At 40.4% G+C, this 21,398-nt stretch carries 20 protein-coding genes; 15 read left to right on the forward strand and 5 right to left on the reverse strand.

The genetic code is table 11. From position 1 onward, the window contains the following. Nucleotides 1-1,152: a DNA polymerase III subunit gene (locus BUC10_RS09305; protein ID WP_073178676.1), complete on the reverse strand. Its 1,152-nt coding sequence runs from the start codon at nucleotides 1,150-1,152 to the stop codon at nucleotides 1-3. A 132-nt stretch (nucleotides 1,153-1,284) separates the two neighbouring features. Between BUC10_RS09305 and BUC10_RS09310 the strand changes: the two genes are divergently transcribed. The 3 genes from BUC10_RS09310 (at nucleotide 1,285) to BUC10_RS09320 (ending at nucleotide 5,233) form a co-directional block, all read left to right on the forward strand. Then, complete coding sequence (locus BUC10_RS09310; protein ID WP_073178678.1) at nucleotides 1,285-2,475, forward strand: phosphoglycerate kinase; 1,191 nt, start codon at nucleotides 1,285-1,287, stop codon at nucleotides 2,473-2,475. 118 nt (nucleotides 2,476-2,593) lie between these two features. Beyond that, nucleotides 2,594-4,231, forward strand: coding sequence for a LysM peptidoglycan-binding domain-containing protein (locus BUC10_RS09315; protein WP_073178923.1), 1,638 nt, complete (start codon nucleotides 2,594-2,596; stop codon nucleotides 4,229-4,231). A 12-nt stretch (nucleotides 4,232-4,243) separates the two neighbouring features. Then, nucleotides 4,244-5,233 carry a DUF4837 family protein gene (locus BUC10_RS09320; protein ID WP_073178680.1) on the forward strand — a complete coding sequence of 330 codons (990 nt, stop codon included), beginning with the start codon at nucleotides 4,244-4,246 and terminating at the stop codon, nucleotides 5,231-5,233. Between the two features lie 86 nt (nucleotides 5,234-5,319). Here the strand turns inward: BUC10_RS09320 and BUC10_RS17835 are convergent, their stop codons facing one another. After that, nucleotides 5,320-5,490, reverse strand: a complete 171-nt coding sequence (locus tag BUC10_RS17835) for a DUF6747 family protein (protein ID WP_165614877.1) — start codon at nucleotides 5,488-5,490, stop codon at nucleotides 5,320-5,322. Nucleotides 5,491-5,525: 35 nt separating this feature from the next. Between BUC10_RS17835 and BUC10_RS09325 the strand changes: the two genes are divergently transcribed. Further along, complete coding sequence (locus BUC10_RS09325) at nucleotides 5,526-5,708, forward strand: hypothetical protein (protein ID WP_073178682.1); 183 nt, start codon at nucleotides 5,526-5,528, stop codon at nucleotides 5,706-5,708. A 30-nt stretch (nucleotides 5,709-5,738) separates the two neighbouring features. On the opposite strand, the gene BUC10_RS09330 is transcribed toward BUC10_RS09325, so the two are convergent. Next, nucleotides 5,739-7,802 carry an OmpA family protein gene (locus tag BUC10_RS09330; RefSeq protein WP_073178926.1) on the reverse strand — a complete coding sequence of 688 codons (2,064 nt, stop codon included), beginning with the start codon at nucleotides 7,800-7,802 and terminating at the stop codon, nucleotides 5,739-5,741. A gap of 230 nt (nucleotides 7,803-8,032) precedes the next feature. Further along, nucleotides 8,033-8,227, reverse strand: coding sequence for a twin-arginine translocase TatA/TatE family subunit (locus BUC10_RS09335; RefSeq protein ID WP_073178685.1), 195 nt, complete (start codon nucleotides 8,225-8,227; stop codon nucleotides 8,033-8,035). A gap of 166 nt (nucleotides 8,228-8,393) precedes the next feature. On the opposite strand from BUC10_RS09335, the gene BUC10_RS09340 reads away from it, so the two are divergent. The 11 genes from BUC10_RS09340 (at nucleotide 8,394) to BUC10_RS09390 (ending at nucleotide 19,981) form a co-directional block, all read left to right on the forward strand. After that, nucleotides 8,394-9,263 carry a M23 family metallopeptidase gene (locus BUC10_RS09340; RefSeq protein ID WP_073178687.1) on the forward strand — a complete coding sequence of 290 codons (870 nt, stop codon included), beginning with the start codon at nucleotides 8,394-8,396 and terminating at the stop codon, nucleotides 9,261-9,263. Then, entirely contained in the window at nucleotides 9,264-10,760 is a 1,497-nt protein-coding gene (locus BUC10_RS09345) for a GH3 auxin-responsive promoter family protein (RefSeq protein ID WP_073178690.1), read from the forward strand. 55 nt (nucleotides 10,761-10,815) lie between these two features. After that, entirely contained in the window at nucleotides 10,816-12,504 is a 1,689-nt protein-coding gene (locus BUC10_RS09350) for a DUF6909 family protein (RefSeq protein WP_073178692.1), read from the forward strand. A 1-nt stretch (nucleotide 12,505) separates the two neighbouring features. Then, complete coding sequence (locus tag BUC10_RS09355; RefSeq protein ID WP_073178695.1) at nucleotides 12,506-13,555, forward strand: hypothetical protein; 1,050 nt, start codon at nucleotides 12,506-12,508, stop codon at nucleotides 13,553-13,555. Between the two features lie 170 nt (nucleotides 13,556-13,725). Next, nucleotides 13,726-14,307 carry a dTDP-4-dehydrorhamnose 3,5-epimerase gene (rfbC, locus tag BUC10_RS09360; RefSeq protein WP_073178698.1) on the forward strand — a complete coding sequence of 194 codons (582 nt, stop codon included), beginning with the start codon at nucleotides 13,726-13,728 and terminating at the stop codon, nucleotides 14,305-14,307. Nucleotides 14,308-14,361: 54 nt separating this feature from the next. Continuing rightward, nucleotides 14,362-15,465 carry a glycosyltransferase gene (locus tag BUC10_RS09365; RefSeq protein WP_073178700.1) on the forward strand — a complete coding sequence of 368 codons (1,104 nt, stop codon included), beginning with the start codon at nucleotides 14,362-14,364 and terminating at the stop codon, nucleotides 15,463-15,465. 111 nt (nucleotides 15,466-15,576) lie between these two features. Continuing rightward, the gene (locus BUC10_RS09370) at nucleotides 15,577-16,725 is read left to right on the forward strand and encodes a lipopolysaccharide biosynthesis protein (RefSeq protein WP_073178702.1); all 1,149 of its coding nucleotides are present in this window, start codon (nucleotides 15,577-15,579) and stop codon (nucleotides 16,723-16,725) included. Beyond that, nucleotides 16,703-17,890, forward strand: coding sequence for a glycosyltransferase (locus tag BUC10_RS09375; RefSeq protein ID WP_073178704.1), 1,188 nt, complete (start codon nucleotides 16,703-16,705; stop codon nucleotides 17,888-17,890). The genes BUC10_RS09370 and BUC10_RS09375 overlap by 23 nt, the downstream gene beginning before the upstream one ends. Nucleotides 17,891-18,121: 231 nt before the next feature. Continuing rightward, the gene (locus BUC10_RS09380; protein ID WP_165614878.1) at nucleotides 18,122-18,583 is read left to right on the forward strand and encodes an acyltransferase; all 462 of its coding nucleotides are present in this window, start codon (nucleotides 18,122-18,124) and stop codon (nucleotides 18,581-18,583) included. A gap of 2 nt (nucleotides 18,584-18,585) precedes the next feature. Continuing rightward, nucleotides 18,586-19,215, forward strand: a complete 630-nt coding sequence (locus tag BUC10_RS09385; protein ID WP_073178709.1) for a DNRLRE domain-containing protein — start codon at nucleotides 18,586-18,588, stop codon at nucleotides 19,213-19,215. Continuing rightward, on the forward strand, nucleotides 19,202-19,981 hold the full coding sequence (locus BUC10_RS09390) for an FkbM family methyltransferase (protein ID WP_073178711.1): 780 nt from the start codon (nucleotides 19,202-19,204) through the stop codon (nucleotides 19,979-19,981). Before BUC10_RS09385 ends, BUC10_RS09390 begins: the two co-directional genes overlap by 14 nt. 151 nt (nucleotides 19,982-20,132) lie before the next feature. On the opposite strand, the gene BUC10_RS09395 is transcribed toward BUC10_RS09390, so the two are convergent. After that, nucleotides 20,133-21,326, reverse strand: coding sequence for a hypothetical protein (locus tag BUC10_RS09395; RefSeq protein ID WP_073178713.1), 1,194 nt, complete (start codon nucleotides 21,324-21,326; stop codon nucleotides 20,133-20,135). Nucleotides 21,327-21,398 lie beyond the last annotated feature (72 nt).

Raw genomic sequence — 21,398 nt, forward strand, 5'->3', positions numbered from 1 at the left:
TTATGCCGCCTTGGCGTGCAGCAAACGGGTTAGTTTAATAGAGAGATCGGTAAAGATAATTTTGGAGTTCCCATTTCGTTCCACATGGAAAATGGCGTTTTCCAGCTCGTTCACAATTTCCAAAATGTTGTTCTCATGAACAAAGGGAGCAAATTTTCCTAAGTCAAAACCTTCTATATGCATCTTCATATAGACCAGACTATCTGCTTTATAATTTAGCAAAAGAGCCTGCCGCATAATGGTAATGCAGTAATGCAAAAACTGTTTTTGAACTTCCCTGCCGGTTTTGGCCACCTCATCGCTCCACATAATCAATTCCTGCACCGCCGCTTTGTTGCCTTTTGCCTTAAAGGCGCTTCTCACCCACTGCACAAACCAACGTTCAAAAACCAAATCCTCCGAGTCTTTGTGCAATAGATCAAGTGCCTTATTAAAATTTCCATGAGCCTCCTGAGCAATCGAATTGGCTTCTGACTCTTTAACCCCTCGAGCTGACAAGGCTTGGGTAATTGCATTTTCGGCAAGCGGCGGAAAATGTAAAATTTGACACCGTGACCGAATGGTGTTGATGATTTGTTCCTCCTCTTCGGCGATTAGGATGAGAACGGTTTTTTCTGGAGGTTCCTCAATCAGTTTCAGCAATTTATTGGAAGCGGAAATGTTCATTTTTTCCGCCATCCAAATCAATAGTATTTTGTAACCCCCTTCGTAGGATTTAAGGGATAGCTTCTTCACCACATCTTGGGCTTCATCAACCCCAATTTGGCCTTGTTTTTTTTCAATTCCTATACTTCGGTACCAATCAAAAAGATTACCATAGGGTTGCTCCTTAACAAACTGTCGCCAATCCTCTAAATAATGATCGCTAACAGCATGGGATTTTACCTTATCCGAATTGGAAACGGGAAACGCAAAATGAAGATCGGGATGGGTCAAGGAATTGCATTTGACATTGCAGGCTAGGTTATCCCCATCGTTTTCCCCTTCGGTGTTTTGGCAAAGCAGGTATTGGGCATAGGCAATTGCAGTGGGCAAGGTGCCAGACCCCTCAGGACCTACAAAAAGCTGGGCATGCGCCACCCTTCCCGATTCCGCAGTGGTCACCAAGTGTTTTTTGATGTGGTCCAACCCCAAAATGTCCCTGAAAAGCATAATTCAAAGATACATTTTTTAGGTTCCTGTAGGGATTTGCGGTTTTTTGTTGAAAGTTTAAAAATATGGCCTTTCCCCATGAATCAAGAAAGAGATAATCTTTACATTTGGTCTCACCTTAAACCAGTTCAGATGAAGACCATAGAAGATTATAATTTTGAGGATAAAAAAGCATTGATTCGAGTAGACTTCAATGTGCCATTGGATGGAGACTTTAACGTTACGGATACCAGTAGGATTGAAGCTGCCAAACCTACAATCCTTAAAGTTCTGGAAGATGGGGGTGCTGCAGTCTTAATGAGTCATTTGGGTAGGCCTAAGGGTAAGGCAAACCCGGATATGTCCTTGTCCCATATATGCGAAAAAGTCTCCGAAATTATTGGGGTTCAAATAAAGTTTGTTGGGGACTGCGTTGGTGACGAAGTGGATGCTGCGGTTGCCCAGTTGCAAAGCGGTGAAGTCCTGTTGTTGGAAAACCTGCGATTTTATGCCGAAGAAGAAAAAGGGGAAGAAGGTTTCGCAGAAGCTTTGTCCAAACACGGAGACGTATATATCAACGATGCTTTTGGAACTGCCCATAGGGCCCACGCTTCTACGACCATTGTGGCCAATTACTTTCCAGAAAATAAATGCTTTGGGTATTTGTTGGCGAAGGAAATCAAAGCCATAGAAAAAGTAATGCAAACAGGTGAAAAACCTGTTACCGCAATTTTGGGTGGAGCAAAGGTTTCCTCCAAAATCACCATTATAGAAAACATCCTGGATAAGGTCGACAATTTGATTATTGGCGGAGGAATGACCTATACTTTCGTGAAGGCCAAAGGAGGCAAGGTAGGGGATTCCATTTGTGAAGATGATAAAATGGAATTGGCCCTTGAAATTCTAAAGCAGGCTGATGCAAAAGGGGTAAAAGTACACTTGCCAGTAGATGTACTTGCCGCTGACGCTTTTGACAATAAAGCGAACACGCAATTTGTGGATGTTAATGAAATTCCGAATGGATGGCAGGGCCTTGACGCTGGACCACAATCTCTAGAAAACTTCAAAGATGTGATTCTTGCTTCAAGAACTATTTTATGGAACGGCCCGGTCGGCGTTTTTGAAATGGAAAGTTTTGCCAAGGGGACCATTGCTATTGGGGATGCTATTGACGAAGCGACCAAAAATGGCGCTTTTTCCCTTGTTGGCGGCGGTGACTCCGTGGCAGCGGTGAAGCAATTTGGCTTTCAGGACAAGGTAAGTTACGTGTCTACCGGAGGGGGAGCCATGTTGGAAAGCCTGGAAGGCAGAACACTTCCTGGGATAGCCGCAATATTGGGCTAACATCCACGTTATGAAATAATAGGGAAGCCCTTTATTAACATAGGTTTTGGGCCGAAAACTTTAATATTTCGGAAAAAAACCCCATTTTCGTTTGCCCCAAAATCAAACCAAGCCCAAAATGAACCAAATTATCAAAACAGCTGCATGCGCAGCGCTGCTCTTTTCGGCTCCTTTAATGTATGGACAGGAGCAGGATTCCGTTGGGGTGAACCAACCCAAGATTGCCACAAAAGGCATAGAGGCGACCACCCAAATTTCCGATTCTTCCACTTCAAAAATGGTGGATTTAAAGATTCCCAAAAAAACTATTGATGGAAATGCTGTTTCTCTAGGTTCAGCTGGAGATAAAGGTTTTTTGCTCAAGGATATGGAAGAGGCAAGAAATTACGATAGCCTCTGGTTGAAGGAACTACACCAAAGTGCGCAACTTTTTAGTGAGATGTTATTGGAGGTTCAGAATCCCGATGCCGAAGAAATAACCATGGTAGATTTGCCAACAGATACACTTAAGGCACGTTTGGCGGTTTTGAATGAAAAGACCCCGTTCAATATTTCGTACAACTCCTCACTGGAAAGTGTGATCAAGTCTTTTTTGACAAGAAAGAAGGACTTAATGCAACGCATGTTGACGGCAAGTCAGTTTTACTTTCCTTTATTTGAACAAGAGCTGGACAATCAGGACATTCCGTTGGAGATTAAATATCTGGCGATTGTTGAGTCGGCATTGAACCCTAGGGCTAGATCCCGAGTGGGGGCTAAGGGGCTGTGGCAATTTATGTACGGTACGGGAAAAATGTACGGACTCAAAGTGAGCAGTTATGTGGATGAAAGACACGACCCTATTTTGGCCACCAAGGCCGCCAGCAAATATTTATCCAAGTTGCATGACATTTTTGATGATTGGGATTTGGCACTGGCCGCGTACAACTCAGGTCCTGGGAATGTGAACAAAGCGATAAGACGTTCAGGGGGCTATAAGAACTATTGGAATATCAGAAGAAATCTTCCACGTGAAACCGCGGGATATCTACCAGCTTTTTTGGCCACTATGTATATTTTCGAATATGCGGAAGAGCACGGACTACAATACAAAAAAGCGGAACGACCTTACTTTGAAACCGATACGGTCCATGTGAAAAACCTGATAACGTTCGATCAAATTTCCAAGCTTGTGGATATCAGTGTTGAGGAATTGGAAATGCTGAACCCGGCCTATAAGCTGAACATCATTCCAAAAGTAAAAGGTAAGAATTACGCATTACGGTTGCCGGTTACCAAGATCGGCAAGTTCGTGAGCAATGAGGAAGCCATTTATGCCTTTGCAAAAAAGGAACTGGATTCTTTGGAAAAGCCTCTACCCCAATTTGTGGAGACCAAAAATCAGATTCGCTATAAAGTACGAAGCGGAGATTATCTTGGTAGGATTGCTGAACGCTACGGCGTTGGTGTAAGCCAAATTAAAAGATGGAACGGACTTCGCAGTAATAATTTGAGGGTTGGCCAGCGCTTGACCATATTTCCCAGAAAACCCTATGCCCCTAAAAAAACAGTTGCCCAAACAAAGACGTCAAAGTCGGCTTCTGGTGCCCTGGCTGCAGGCTCCAAAGTGCACACGGTGCAGGAAGGGGATTCCTTATGGACAATTTCCAGAAAATATCCTGGAGTTAGTATCGAAAATTTACGAGAATGGAACGGTCTTAGTGGTAATAACCTAAAACCGGGCACAAAGCTTAAATTGTGCGATTGTTCTTCGTAAATTTAGATCAAGATGAAAAAAACTGGAACACTATGGATTGCCATCATCGCTATGGCTATTGTATCATGTAAAGACTCTGGACCAAAGAAACGGTTTCTTCCACCGTCCACTGGGGGTATTAATTCTCTTATGGTGGTCATGGACACGGAATTGTGGAAGGGAGGAATTGGTGATAAGATTCGAGAACATTTTGCGGCGCCGGTGCTGGGCCTTCCCCAGGGCGAGCCGAAATTTTCCATTACCCAAATTCCCCCGCAGGTTTTCAAAGGGGCTACTGCCTATTCAAGATCAGTGCTTTATGTGGAACAGGACTCGACTTCCTTGGCTCATATAAAGACCAACGTTTATGCCAAACCCCAAAAGGTGGCTGTTGTCAAAGGAGAGACGTACAATGATTTGGCGGGCAATTTGGATTCCATAGCCGGGATGGCCATAGCAGCTTTTAAAAAGGTTGAGATTGGAGAGGCGCAAAAACGGTTTACCCGTTCGCTAACCAAGGAAACTGCTTTTAAGGACGAATTTGGTATCAACCTTAAAATACCGTCCCTTTATAAATTAGGGAAGCACGAAAAGAACTTCGTTTGGATGGACATTCAGATTCCCAAAGGGACCATGAACATACTTGCTTATGAAATGCCATGGGACAGTTTTTCCACGGACTCCACCTTTGTGAAAGACATCATTAAAATGAGGGATTCCATTGGAAAAAAATATGTTCCGGGCCCATATGATGGAACTTATATGATTACCGAAAAAGCCTTTGCGCCCTATGTTTTTCCAGCGCAGATTGGTGGAAAAAAAGCGGCAGAAGCAAGAGGAATATGGGAAATTCAGGGTTATCCTATGGCAGGCCCATTTATAACCTATATCATCAATGACAAGGAGCACGACCGTAAGTTGGTGTTGGAAGGATTTACCTTTGCCCCCTCCGAAGAAAAGCGGGACTATATGTTTGAACTTGAGGCCATTTTAAAGACCATCACGTTCGAAGAAGGACCGTAGAAGTAAAGAAACAAAAACAGAAAAGCCCAGAATGCCAGTAGAGCAAACTGGGCTTTTTTGTTCTTCAAATGCTTAAAAAATATTTTTTAGTCAAATGCGAAGCCTGTTGCTATTCTATACACAAAAGCGTAAAGCACAATGAAAAACATGATAAAGCTGAACCAGGCAAATATTTTAAAATACTTCTCTAGAAGTATGTGGCCAAGATTTCTGAAACCATCTAAATAGATTTCCTTAATAAGTACTAGTTTTTTCATAAGTCAAGTTTTAAGATTTAAAGACAAGACAAAGATTGGGCAAGGCTGAAGAGATAGGAAATGATCGGGACGAACGGAAGAAAATAATTGATGAACGCAAAGGAGGCATCCTAAAATCCTTTGAAGCACAATCTTTTGCCGACCAAGTGCATTCGGAAAAAGAGGCGTTGGTCGATGAGTTCCTCGATGAAGTGTATTTGGGCAATTATATGAAATAAAAAAGGCCCCAATTTTGGGGCCTCTAAAGGTTACATTTCTACTATAATGAATTCTGAACGTCGGTTTTGTCGGTGTTTATCCCTACTGCATCGGGTGCCATCCCTACAATTGTTTAGCAATTGCTCCTCACCATAGCCATTGGCGCTCTGGATACGTTCGGCTTCAATACCATTGGCCACAAGATAATCCCTGGTGGACTTCGCTCGCTTGTCCGAAAGGTATTTGTTGTACGCCCTTGTTCCAATGGCATCTGTATGCGACTCAATTTTGATGACCATTTTAGGATACTCGGTCATTACGGCTACCAGTTTATCCAGTTCTTGGGCTGATCGCGGTTTGATGTTGAACTTGTCAAAATCGAAATAAATGGTCTCCACCTCCAGTTTAAGCACACCTTCATCCTCGGCAATAATTTCCTCCAGCCTCTTCATGGGCTGGGTAAACGAAACTCTTTCATTGTTTTTGGTGCGAATTTCCGAAGTAGAATCAAAATACCCTTTTTTAACGGTTTTAACCGTGTAGCGTGAAACCGGCCTCAAATTTTTAAAGACAAAACTCCCATCTGGTTGTGTTCTGGTCTGAGCAACACGCACCTCATCCTTATCAAAAAGAAATACTTCGGCATCTGGAATTATGGTTCCATCAGCTTCATCCTCAATTATTCCGGAAATAGCATTTAGGTTTAGGATGTTCTTAAATGAATAAATGTCATCATCGCCCTTGCCTCCTTTTCGGTTCGAGGCAAAGTATCCTTTTTCGCCCCCCTCGTCTATGATATAAGAAAAGTCATCCCTATTGCTGTTAATAGGTTCACCTAAATTGATTCCAACACTGAAAACACCTTCAACAACATCTGATTTATAGATGTCAAGTCCACCAAGCCCCATGGTTCGGTCTGAAGAAAAATAAAGAGCATCCTTGGTAATGTAGGGAAACATTTCTTTTTTGGAAGTATTGACTGTTCTACCAAGATTTAAGGGGTCGGAATAACCTCCGTTTTCCAAAATGTCAACTACATAGACATCTGTTCCGCCAAAACCTCCTGGTCGATCAGAAACAAAGTATAGTTTTTTACCATCCGGACTTACCGAAGGATGTCCATTGGAGTGATTTTCACTGTTAAAAGGTAATTCAACCGCCTTGGTCCATTCACCATCAACCAATTCTGAACGGTATATTTTTAGGTGGTTTATACCATTTTTGCCCCGTTTAAGCTTTTTCCCATAATTATTTCTAGTGAAGTAGATGATGGTCTGATCAGGCGAAAAAGCTACAGAAGCTTCGTGGTATTTGGTGTTTATCTTGTTGGAAAACTTCTTGGCGCCAGATAAATCCACCCCATCTTCATCAGCCTTGGCCACATAAAGATCTAAAAATGGCTGGTTGTTCCAGCGGTATTTTCTTGTAGTTAAAAAGGACGAATCCAAAGAAGACGCGAAAACCACTTCCGATTCATTGTGAAACATCGGGGAGAAATCTGAATATTTGGAGTTAATGGCCACGTTCTTGATCTCTACCAGTTGGGGAACGTCCCTTTCCGCATTGACTCTGCCTTCTTCCCCAAGGCCGGTCCCATCCCTCTTCTGTCTATACAGTTTGGTAAGTTTGGCGGCTCTTCGGTAACGTCCGGTACCTTTAAGGACATGGGTATATTTAAAAAAGCGGTCCTCGGAAATTTCAGATTTAAAGGTTTCGTACAGTTCATGGTACCATTTATAAGCTCGCTCCATGTTTCCCGAATAGTAATGGGAATCTCCTGCCCTGGACAAAAGATTTATGGAATGCTGGGCTTCACTTTTCTCTAAAACTATGTCGAAAACCCTGGCCGCTTCGGCGTACCACATTTTATCATAGAATTCGTTGGCTTGTTTTATAAGCTTTTCAGTAACTCCTTTTTTCGCCATAAACTTCACAAGGGCTCTGTTATTGAGTCCTTCGAGGTTTTTAATAAATGCAGTTCTGGAAGAATAGTTGGTTTTTGGCGTGTTTGGGGCTTCATAGAGTTCCTCATCCTCAAATTGCAGAAAGGATACAGATTGGGCTTTAAGCCCAAATGCAAGCAGCAGGAATAAAATGATTATCGGTCTCTTCATAAGCCCTTCCTTCTGAATAAAAATCACTCAGATACGAGGTCACACGCAAAGTCAAAGAACTTCACGTACTATTCAAACGCTAAAATAGAATAAGGTTGTAGCGCGAATAAGTTTTTGTTGTGAAAGGGGGAAATTATGGCATGAACACACCAAATATGTTGTTCTTTATCGACAAGCCCTTTAAATACAGGGCTTTGAAGAGTAGGAAAAAACTGTTTAAATGAATGGAATTAGGCGTCAGGTTCCTTGCCCTGCTCCAGTTTTTCATCTTCTTTGGAAGCGTCCTTAAACTCCTTGATCCCGCTGCCAAGACCTCTCATAAGCTCAGGAATCTTTTTACCACCAAACAGCAAAAGAACAACAACAACAATCAGTACAATTTGCCAAGGGCCTAGCATACCAAGAAAAAAAGTTTGAGCAATCATAATCGCAATGCCTTTAAATGAAAGGTAAAATTACTAAAAATAGCCCAAAGCCGCTTACCCATTAACGAAAATTAGCGAATAAGTCTGGACAACAAGCACATATAAGACATCGCATTTTAAAAAGCTTAACATCTTTAATTGAAATCTAAGGTTATCTTTGTCCATTATGGCCAAGGACAAAAAGAAAAGAAAGGAGATCAAACGCAAACTCCTGCACAAGTACCGTTTGGTGATATTAAATGAAAACACCTTTGAAGAGAAAATCTCATTTAAACTAAGCCGACTCAATGTTTTTGTGACAGGGACACTGTTCATAATAGTCCTAATAGGCCTAACTACGCTGATCATAGCTTTTACACCTCTCCGAGAATATATACCTGGTTATTCGTCAACACGCTTAAAAAGACAAGCTACGGAGCTGACCTATAAAACGGATTCACTGGTGACTGTCCTAAATTATACCAATAGGTATTTAGATAATGTCAGACTCGTGCTTCGAGGAGATATCGAAAATAATGAGGTAAACCGAGATTCCTTGTTCGAAAAATACAAGTTGGATCCGTCCACCGTGGATTTAACCCCAATACGGGCCGATTTACTGCTCCGGGAAGAAGTAGAACTGGAGGACAAGTACAACCTATTTGAACGTAACGTGGAAAATGTGGGTAGTTTATTGTTTGCGCCGGTTTCCGGAACACTGTCCCAAGCTTTTGACCCGGAAAACAGACACTATGCCGTGGATGTGGTGGCCCCGAAGGACACCCCGGTAAAATCTATTGCTGATGGTACCGTTCTCTTTGCCGAATGGAGCGCTGAAACAGGATACGTGATTATTATAAAACACCAAGATGATTTAACCTCGGTATACAAGCACAATGGCTCCTTAAGTAAGTCCCAAGGAGATTTGGTACGAGCAGGGGAGGTGATTGCATCTATTGGCAACACGGGTGAGCTTACTACTGGGCCGCACCTTCACTTTGAACTATGGAAAAGGGGAAAGCCAGTTAACCCTTTAAACTATATCGACTTCAACTAAATGTCCCTAAAATCCATTGCCGCAAAGTTGTTTGCCAAAAATGTGGCAAAAAAAACCTCCAAATGGGTGAACCACCCTCTAGAAACACAAGAAAAGATGTTTCAAGGATTAATTCGGGAGGCAAGTCAAACCAAGTTTGGCAAGGACCATGGATTTGATAGGATAAAAACACATAAAGACTTTGTGGAGCAGGTTCCAATTAGGGATTATGAGGAGCTTAAGGGTTATGTGCAGCACATCATTGATGGCCAAAGTGATGTGTTATGGCCAGGAAAACCAGCGTATTTTGCCAAGACTTCTGGAACCACTTCTGGCGCAAAGTATATACCCATTACTAAGGAATCCATCAAATATCAGGTAGAAGCATCCAGGAACGCCATTCTTAATTATATCCATGAAACCGGAAACACCAATTTTGTAAATGGCCGAATGATTTTTCTACAAGGAAGTCCGGAGTTGGAGAAGAAGGGCGGCATTAAACTGGGTAGACTTTCCGGTATTTCTGCCCATTATGTACCCAATTATCTTCAAAAAAACAGATTACCTAGTTGGGAAACCAATTGTATAGAGGATTGGGAGACCAAAGTGGATAAGATTGTAGAGGAAACGGAAAATGAGAACATGACGGTGATAGCCGGCATTCCGTCTTGGGTTCAGATGTATTTTGAAAAATTGAATTCCAAGTCGGGGATGAAGGTGGGTGAATTATTTAAAAACTTCCAACTTTTTATCTATGGCGGTGTCAATTATGAGCCCTATCGGGCCAAGTTTGAGGGATTAATTGGCCGAAAAGTGGACAGTATTGAACTTTTTCCGGCCAGCGAAGGGTTTTTCGCTTATCAAGATTCTCAAAACGAGGATGGAATGCTGTTGTTGCTGAACTCCGGAATTTTCTACGAGTTTGTAAAGGCGGAGGAATTCTTTGATGAAAGTGCAAAACGAATGACTTTAGCAGATGTTCAAGTTGGTGTGGACTATGCCATGATCATATCCACCAATGCGGGGCTTTGGGCGTACAATCTGGGAGATACCGTTCGGTTTGTTTCTATAAAGCCATATAGAGTTGTTGTTTCAGGGCGAATTAAGCATTTTATTTCTGCCTTCGGCGAACATGTGATCGCAAAGGAGGTAGAAGAAGCTTTGCAATTGGCTATCGGGCAATCCGATGCGGTGGTCAATGAATTCACGGTGGCCCCGCAAATAGCACCTCCAGAGGGCGAGCTACCTTACCACGAATGGCTTATCGAGTTCGAAAAAGAACCTTCGGATAAAGAAAAATTTATAAAACTCATAGATGAGAGTATGCAGCAGCAAAACAGTTACTATTATGACCTGATAGTTGGCAGCATACTTCAACCTCTTAAAATTACTGCTATAAAACAAGGAGGCTTTCAGGATTATATGAAGACCATTGGAAAACTTGGAGGTCAAAATAAAGTGCAACGACTTTCCAACGACCGTAAAGTAGCCGATGGGCTATCCCCTTTTGTTCATTAGATTCCGAATAAAGGTGTTGCTTTCGTAGGAATTCGTGTATTTTTGTCGCTAAATTATGATGACCACCAAAGTAAAACAGGCGACTAGGGCACAGGAGTCCACAAATGCCATTGAGCGATTGTACATTACCATGCGGCATTTGCTAAACCGAGGGTTTTATAAACCCTCTGGAGTTTCGGGAAATGCTTTGCGAACAGCCTTGTTGTTATTGAGACCAGAAATTTATGGTTCCGTTGCAGAGAACAAAGCCGAGTTGAACGGTCTCATTTATGTTTTGGAAAGATTACCGGAAGGCATTGAAGAGTGCCGGTTTATTAACCTTACCTCAGATGAGGGTTTTTCCAAATCCCATCTTAAATCCATAATCCCTCCCAAAAGAAGAAGAAACTGTTATCGAATAGACGATGAGCAGATGAATATTGAGATTACCCGGGGCCGGAGCGACATCTACGACATTTTAACGCATATAACCTTTCTATTCATAGAATCCGGGAAGATTTGCAAGCGCGTTTTGGTCGAAGACGGAACCGCTACAATAAGGGACTGGGATAAACTTACCAAATTTGTACAGGATACGGATAAAGATGATGCAGAGCGCGAAATAGCCATGATCCATGCTGCCAATATTTTGGGAAGGACCTATGACGAGGTGGTTGAAATGCAGGAAAAACTAAAAACCAGAGAGGACCCCGATCGTTTTTTGAATGTGGTGTATTGGTTGGGCAAGTTGGCCATTGAAGAGGAAACCACCGGCAATAAAAGAACCATCACCTTTAGCCCTTTGCTTCGCGAAAGATTGGGGCACCATATCCATGGGGAGCGTTGGGCGCAAATGATTAAGGAAACACTCCATAAAAATAATCTTATGGATAGGCCAATTCATATCATTAGCGCCAATATGCACAGTGTTATGAATTCCCTCTTTGCTAAAAAAGCACTTGCCAAGGATTTTCCGGATACCGAATCCTTGGAAATATATGAGGCCCTGAGTTCTTCCAAAAACAAGGGACTTCGGAAAAAGGTACAGGAGATTGCCCAAAAGAATGGAATGTTCTTTCTGGACGACACCTCTGGTGCCAATATTGATGTGCAGATTTTTGATACCGCAAAATTTGGGAAAAATGCTTGCTGCTTTGATTTACCAGAAGGGATGAAGGAGGATGAAAAACCCGTTATCTTTGTGATGGACTATGCCTTTGGCGAGCAGGCCTATGAGACCATAGATGAACTGTTGAAACCCATTGATTTGGGCGGTGGGAAACATTTTTTGAATGTGGACTCACTTTCCATAATGGGAAAAGCAGGGATTTTGGAAGGAGGAAAAGGAGATTTGATGATTCCATCTGCACATATTTTTGAAGGGACAGCGGATAATTACCCATTTGTAAATGAATTGTGTTCAGCGGATTTTGAGGGCCATGGTCTAAAAGTCTTGGAAGGAACCATGGTTACGGTTTTGGGAACCTCGCTCCAAAACAGGGATATTCTAAAGTTTTTCCATGAATCCACATGGAATGTGATTGGATTGGAGATGGAAGGGGTGCATTACCAAAAGGCGATACAGTCCGCCTCCAAGATTAGGAAGAGCATAAAGAAAGATGTGAAAGTACGATATGCATACTATGCGTCGGACAACCCTTTGGAAACCGGTAGTACATTAGCCTCCGGCGGATTGGGAACAACTGGGGTGAAACCCACCTACTTGATTACAGACCGGATTTTAAAACAGATATTCAATTCATAATATGGCAGAACAACCCACAAACAATTCTACAGAGGAAATAGACTTGGGACAACTGTTCCAAATGATTGGTAAGACATTTGAGCGCTTTTTTAATTTTATTGGGCGCATCTTCAAGGTAATCTTTCATTTGATCATTTTGCTTTTACTGTTTATTCAAAAGAATATCATTCTGTTGACAGTAGCGGTAATTATTGGTGGCGTAGCAGGCTATTTTTTAGATAAACGACTTCCGGAAAAATACATTTCAAAGATGGTTGTAGAGCCAAACTTCAATAGTGTTCAGCAGTTGTACAACAACATTGATTTCTATAATGATTTGGCTGAAGCACAAGACTCGACTACTTTGGCAACAGCTTTGGACATTACTGAACATGAGGCCGGAAGCATCAAAAAAATATTTGTAGATTCTTATTCGGACGAAAACCAAAAGATCAAGCTCTTTGACAAGTTCATTAGTGAACTGGATACCACCACAATAAAAACTATTGATTTTGACAATTACCTTAAAAACTTTAATTCACTGGATGCGAGGTTCCACCGAATTTCGGTCGTAAGCACGGATAGCCGTGTTGCGAAAAAACTTCAGCCAGCCATCGTTGGATCAATTTCGGTGAACGACTATTTCAAACTACAAAAAAGAATTAACGATGAAAACCTGGACCTACAGGAAAGGATATACAATCAACAACTTACCGAAATAGATTCACTGCAGAGCTTGTACAGAACAGTACTTGTAAAAGAAGCTGATAAACCTATGCAAGGAACTAATATTAATCTCGCTGAAAATGGAGAGTCACAAAACAAGGAACTGGCACTTGTCCAAGAAAGAGAGGTCATAAAGGAAAAACTGGTTGAACTCAATGAGGAACGGGCCAACAAATCTGAAATTGTCAATGTGATTTCAGATTTTCCATCCAGGGGCGTTGAGCAGAAAGGACTTTTAAGAAGCTACAAGGTACTGATGCCGCTTATTTTGTTTGGTTTAATCCTATCAATTTTAGGAATAATAGGGTTGAACAAATATTTAAAAAAATATAATTCGAACAAGTAACCGAGGTCAATGCAGTGGGAATCTTCCCTAAATGATGTGGGTGGGCAGGTGTTTTCCATAAAAATTTAAACCAAAGGGCATATTGTCTAGACCGCGAATGATAAATTGGCCACCTCACTTTTTAAAAGTGGAAATGGAAAAGGTTTATTGGCAATAATAAAGAAAGGTAGATGACTATAGAAAAAACACCTTTGGAAGGTTGCTTTGTAATAGAACCTAATGTATTTCAAGATGAAAGAGGCTACTTTATGGAAAGCTTCAACACAAAAAAATTCACCCAAGCTATAGGTCAAGAGGTGGCTTTTGTACAAGATAATCAATCCTTTTCCTCAAGGGGTGTTCTAAGGGGCCTCCATTTCCAGAGAGGAAAGTATGCTCAGGCTAAATTGGTCAGAGTATTATCTGGCAAAGTCTTGGATGCCGTTGTAGATTTAAGAAAAGACTCAAAAACTTTTGGAGAGCACCTAACTATGGAACTGAGTGCTGAAAACAAAAAACAACTCTATATACCTAGGGGATTGGCTCATGGTTTTGTTGTATTGAGTGAAACTGCCGAATTTTTTTACAAATGTGACAATTATTACCATAAGGCAGCTGAAGGCGGTATTTTGTACAATGATCCTTCCATTGGAATTGACTGGCAGCTGAAAAAGGAAGAATTAACCATCTCTGCAAAGGACTTGGAACTTCCCGAATTTCAAAAACTAGGCCTCTATCATCCTGAGTTAGAAAACAGACATGGCAATCACTAATGTTTTAGACAACGGATCATTTAATTTTGAAACTCCGTATATACCTGTAAGCGAATGCAACAAAACTTACTAATAGTTCAAAGAGTGCTAACTCGATACAGGTTGGACCTATTTAGACAACTTCATGATAATTTTGGGGAAATTGGGATAATAACCTCACAGGGAGACTCTCAAGGCGCACTTAAAAAAGTGGATGCCGGAAATATTCCAGAGAAAAATGTAGTTTGTCATAAGCTAAGCTCACTTCGCTTAGGGTATAAAGGTGAATCTAGATCGACCTCCCTTTTTTTTTACCCGCAAGCCATATTTTTATTGCGGAAATATGATGTTATTTTATTGGAAGGAACCACTAATATCCTGAACAATTTTTTAATAATACCAGCGGCAAGAATTTTAGGAAAAAAAGTCATATGGTGGGACGCGGGATATTCACCAAGTATAAGGACTAGGAGGAGAAAAGTAATAGATATAGTGGTAAAACCCTTAGTTGGGCTTACCCATAAGCAGATGGCATATTCTACAATTGGAGGAAGGTATATGCAGGAATTTATGGGAGCTAAAAAGGTGTTTGTCAATCTAAATACAATCCGAACGGATTATTTTGAGGGGATACAGCAGGAGATCGAAACCAATATCAAAGGATACAAAACCGGAAAAAGTTCAATAAAATTATTATACGTTGGGGTAATTGAAAGTCGAAAAAAAATTAAGGAACTTGCGGATGTTGTTGTCAAACTAAATCAGACACCGGAAAAAAAGAAGTACACAATTGACATAATTGGAGATGGGAAACTATTGCAGGAACTTAGACAAACCATAAGAGACGAAAATGTAGTTTTCCACGGGCCAATCTATGATAAGGAAGCTTTAAAGAGCTTTTATTTTAGAAGCGACCTTTTTGTGCTTCCAGGGGATGGAGGTTTGGGCATTCTACAATCCCTGCTGTTTGGCTTACCTGTAATTTGCCTAAAGGGAGCAGATGGTACAGAGCAGGACTATATATTGGAGAAAACACATCTTCTGGACCGTTTTGATGAAATATATCCCTTACTTGAATCAATTGAGAACGTTGACAAATCGATTTATTCCAACTATTTGAAAAAAGTGTCATCACAAAACTGGGTCAAAAAATTTGTGTCGGAAACTACTTCAATTTAACACATTGGAAAAAACATTACATTCATCAACCTAAAGGCCAGTGCAATTAGCAGAATAGTAACAAAAACCAATAAAAGGACTCTTGCAAAGATTCTAATACCCTTTACCGAGGTGGGCGCAAAGGCCATTTCATTTGTTGTCATAATATTACTTACTAGGGTCCTCACAATCGAAGAGTACGGGGTTTATAATTTCTCAATTGCCATTGCCAGTTGGTTTTTGGTAATCTCCGATACGGGAATAGGGTGGTTTGTTTTTAACAAGGCATTAGATAAAAACAAAGGCCAACTTAATCTAGCGATAAATTCTAGGTTGATTCAATCTATTCTGGTTCTATTTATAGTGCCACTATTGTTTAATGCCACAAGAGAGTCATTTCTTATAGCATTCTTAATTACCTTCTTTTTTCTCAATACTGGGTTTGTAAAGTTTTTGCAAACTATGTTCAGGGGGTTTGGACATAACAAGAATGATATGATTCTGGCAACGGCAGAACCTTTGATAAGGTTGATGTTTTTAGCAAGTGTATATTTCTTGAATATTGAAATAAACCTATTGCAGGTCTGTATGGTTTTTTCCATAATCGGATTGATGTTAACCGTGCTTTTCCTTGGTGTAAATGTTAAAAAATTGGGGTATCAGTTAGCATTGCCCAAATGGCAAGAGTATACGGTCTTGTTGGGCCAGACCAAAATTTACTTCTTATATCAATTTTTCCAAGTGGGGACCGCTAGATTGGATGTTTTTTTTCTGGAGAAGTATTTGGGAGCGAAAGGTGTAGCCATCTATTCTTCAGCGTACAACCTATATGCGGCACTTACATTGTTCTTCTTGGCCGCAATAACCGCCAACATTAAGTTTCTTTTTGGGAAAATGCAGCTTCGGTATTTTTTGTTCCTGATTATTGGCGCGGCGCTGGTGGCAGTTTTGTATAAATTCTATTTTATAGAATGGTTTACGGTCATTTACCCAAAAGAGTATGTCCAGGGGTCTTTTCTGATGCTGATATTCCTTTTTTGTCTGCCATTTTATGCGGGATATCAACTAAAACTATTTCATAATAATTATGTTGGGAAAACTTCGTTGACCGCAATTACTTTCGGTATTGTTTTTTTTTCAAAGCTAATCTGCTATTTCCTTTTGGATTTGAGAACGCCCATGAATGCAACCATGTACTTTTGTGTTTTTGAGGTCGCAACTTTCATATTAATTTATAGTATTGGTAAAACAAGGAGCAATGAAGGTACTACAGATCAATAAATTTCTCAAGATTGTGGGAGGAGCGGAAACCTATATGTTTACGCTATCAGCTCTTTTAGAGAAAAAGGGTGTTAAAGTGGCTTTCTGGGGAATGGAAGATGAAGCCAACAAAGTCCTAAACCCTTATGGGGAATTGGCTCCAAATTTGGATTTCAAAAAAGAAAATCAAAAGATGCGGAGCGCAAAAAAGCTATCGACAATTATTTATTCCAGGGAGAATCAAAAAAGGTTGGCAGGGGTTTTGGATGAATTCAAACCGGATATCGTTCACATACACAACTATAATTTCCAGTTGACCACCTCAATTTTATCCGAAATCAAAAGGAGAGGAATCAAAATAGTTCATACCATTCATGATTCTCAATTGGTATGCCCGGTTCATAGACTATATATTGAGCATAAAAATGAAGTATGTACTAGGTGCCTATATGGAAAATTTTACAATGCGGTAAAACATAAGTGCTTTGATAACTCAAGGGCCAAAAGTATTTTGGGCAGCGCCGAATCCTATTTTGCACATAACATCAAAAATGCATATAACAAATATATAGACGCTTTTATAAGCCCAAGTAAATTCTTTAAGGACAAGATCCAACCCGTAATTGAAAGGGAAATTGTGGTTTTGCCAAACTGTGTGGAAAGCAAGACTGTTGACTTAAACCTTGACAAAGAAAACTATGTCTTGTTTTTTGGGAGACTTTCTGTTGAAAAGGGACTGAATCAATTGTATCAGCTTTTTGGGAATTTGGATTATCAGCTTAAAATTGTTGGCAAGGGAGAATTGATACCTGAAGGATATGGGAATATAGAATACTTAGGCCCTAAATATGGCACTGAACTGTTTGATTTGGTTGCTAAGGCCAGATTCACAATCCACCCTTCGTATTGGTATGAGAACTGCCCAATGTCCATTGTGGAATCTTTAATGTTAGGGACCCCGGTCATTGTTGCAAATAGCGGAGGCCTTCCAGAAATGATATCGGACAAAACAGGTTACGTAATCGACTTCTTTGCAGAGGACACTTTAAAAAACCTTGAGCAGATACTCGAACGCAGCTATAACTTTAGTAGCGAAGAGATTATGAATTTCTACCAAGAAAACTATGGGGAACAAAAGCATGTGGAAAAAGTGCTTAATTTGTACCAAAGGGTTCTTGCAAACTAAATCGGGACAATGCTTTCCAAATTGATATCGAAAATAAAAAAGGAGGATTACAACGTTAGCTATAAATTTAGCATTTGGGAAACTGTCATTATTTTGTTCCATAAGGCCATGGAAGCTTGTAGGGGTTTTTTCAGGGTAAAATATAAGGCTAGGACGAAGGGTTTGGTTTTTGCTCAAAGGGGGGCCAAATTGATGTTTGCGAAAAAGTTCTCATGTGGCAAAAATTTGAGCATGGGGAGATACAGCATGATCAATGCGCTTTGTTCAGATGGTGTGAGCATAGGGGACAACTTTAGCATGGGTCATTTTTCCATTATAGAATGTACAGGGGTTTTACGAGCTGTTGGTGAACGGCTTACCATAGGAAATGATGTAGGGATTAACCATCATTGTTTCATTGGTGTACGCGGGGAAGTGCGAATTGGCAACAATGTGATCTTTGGACCGAGAGTGACTATCTTGTCCGAGAACCATAACTATACAGCCTTGGATATCCCAATAAAAAACCAAGGTGAAACAAGATATAAAACCGTTATTGAAGATAATGTATGGATAGGGGCCAATGCTATCATCATGCCAGGGGTCACTATTGCTGAAGGCAGCATAATAGCTTCCGGAGCGGTTGTAACAAAAGACACGGAAAAGAATTCGATTGTGGGTGGTGTTCCTGCCAAATTAATCAAAAAAAGATAGCATTGCGGGCCTGGTTTAGATTAATTGTTTTCATTGTGGCCATGGTTTTGGTTGGTTGTGGTAAAAAAGGAAAAATCTATGTTTTGCATGCGGACATTGACGGGAAGGACGCTGTTTTAAATTATCCCAATATCACGAACAACTATGGGTCCGAGAAGGAATTGAATATTTATTGTGACTCCCTAGATGGCTTAAAACGGATAAATAGGGTAGTGATTGGATTTAATTTCAAAAGTCTGCCAGAGGATATTGAGATCGACAGTCTTTTTTTGCAGCTTTATTTTAATGATGTTTCCGGGTTATACAAAATAAAGGGTAAGGGGCATACAGGAAATACCGGTTTAATTGTGGAGAATATAGTAGAGCAATGGGAAGAAGATGTTATAACTTGGGCAAAGTACCCTAGGGTTGAGGATAATAAATTGTATTATGAGACAGACAAAGACATACACCGGGACTATAGGATAAACCTCACGGAACTTCTTGTAGATGAGGCAGGGAACTTAAAACATACGCACGGAGTGCTATTACGGCTACAAGAAGAGGAAAACGGGAATTACATTCATTTCAATAGTCGAGAACACCATAACAACAACAATTTACCTAAACTAAAGGTTTATGCTAAAAAGTAGTATTAAGGCAGGTATTTTTAGTGCTTTCAACAGAATTTTTGGATCTAAGTTAACTAGAAAGGCACATAATTTTTATAAGAACTCTTTTGATACGGACTCCCGGTTTGAAAAAGAACTTATTGCCAAAACCTTGTCCTACGTGTCCGAAGAGGCAACCGTATTGGATATTGGGGCCAATATAGGTAGATGGGCCATCCCTCTTGCTAAGAAAATTGGAGAGAAAGGCGAAGTGATCGCCTTTGAGCCAAACCCTGAAACCTTCCAGTTTCTGAAGAATAGGGTTGCATCCAGGCCAAATGTTCTTACCTATAATATTGCCTTATCGGACCAACCAAAATCACAGTTGGAATTTTTAGTCCAAAAAGGAATTAGTTGCCCCCCGAATGCCGCTATAGCCGAAACGGCCACCCAAATAAAGGATCGGGGCAATTTTGAGCTGATAAAGGTTGGCTGCGAATCTCTCGACAACTTTATCAAAACACATCAGATCCACAAACTGGATTTCGTCAAAATTGACGTTGAAGGGCATGAACTGGAGGTTATCAAGGGGTTTAAAGAGGGAATTAAACGATACAAGCCGATCATTGCCATAGAAATTTTGGCTTCTAAATGGATAAACAATAAGGCTCAAGATTCTGAAGTAGCTCAACTTATTTTGCAACAAGGGTATAAAATGGGTCAGTTTAACGAAACCAACAAGGAATATGTCTTTGAAATTGATCTTTTTGAAAGCTCTTTCCAGAACTTTATTTTTGTGTCAGGATGAAGATGTAAATCATGACTAACGCAAAGTCCGCCAAATCCTCTTAGCCTTCTCTCGGCTGCTGGGTTGGTTATGCCCAGGACAATATGACATTGTTAAACTAAAAGATAAAATTGAATGGTTGGTCGAGGTCAAATGAGAAATGGAGCTGACTTTACGTTCTTCTTAATGGAATCTTTTTGCCGTATGGAAAAAAGATGTTAATCAGGTATAAATAAGGCAATGCATTGATTGGATATACGAAAGCCAAACAGATAACCAATAAGGCATAAAGCGCGAAGAAATATGTGGGTTTAGAATTGGTTATGCGCAGGAGCACGCAGAAATAAAGAAAGGCTCCAACCACACCCAGCTCAATAAGGGCCATAAAGAAGAAGTTCTCCGTGCCTGTCCGTTTATTTGCCTCCGACATGATTTTTTTAAAGTGCTCTGGAAAATCGATTCTATCATAAACATCTGATTCGTAGACCACCGATTCATAACTGCCAAAACTACCTATTCCGGTACCCAAGGTTAACACTTTGGGGTCTGATAACAGAGGCATGCCAGTTCTAAACGAAACACTTCGTAGGCTGCTATAATCCTTAATGTTGATGTAAGATGATAAAATAAGAATACCCAAAAAACACATGGGAAACAAGAAGATAAGCAAGCGCTTGGTGGAGAAACTATAGCTTTGAAAAATAAAACGCTTACGCATCAAAAAGCGGTATCCAAAATAAATAACGGTAAGTAACATAACGAACCTTGTACCTGTAAGTACCACGGTAATAACAAAAACCAGATAAACCCATTTTCGGCGGTCACCAATTATTTCTTTTCCAATAATAATGGAAAAAAAGGCAAGCAAGGCCAAGGAGATAGGATGCCAAGTTACACTTGAAGCACGGTAGAAATTGTTTCGATGGCTAAATGAGAAATAGTGTATCGCATCAAAATCCACAAATTGCACCCAATAAAACTCTACAAAGGAAAATAGGCAAACCAGAATAAAGAACCTATACAACAATCGCTTATGTTTATCCCGCATATACTTATTGGATAGATAACTTACAAATCCAAACACAAAAAGAGGTTTAAAATAATAGGTGAGCTTTGCTACAAAAGCGTTTATGCTGTAAAAATTTACCAAAAAAGAAAGTGCTATAAATCCAAAAAGGAATATAATGGCCGCAACATTGGTTCTTGAAAAACTATTATATAGAACCAAATCGAGTAGACAGGCCACCACACATATGAGAAGAAGGGCATCATCAAAGTATAGATATGGCGTCCAATATTTTGCAATGAGTTGGGTTGAGGCCACAAAACATAATAGAAATAACAGAATGGAATATGCCCTGCCCATGAAACTAAGATATAAAAAGTGCGTTACCCAATTGAGGGCAAAGTTATGTTAAAAGGCCTTAAAAAAGAACAG

It is taken from the genome of Flagellimonas flava (assembly GCF_900129665.1).
Lineage (GTDB): Bacteria > Bacteroidota > Bacteroidia > Flavobacteriales > Flavobacteriaceae > Flagellimonas > Flagellimonas flava.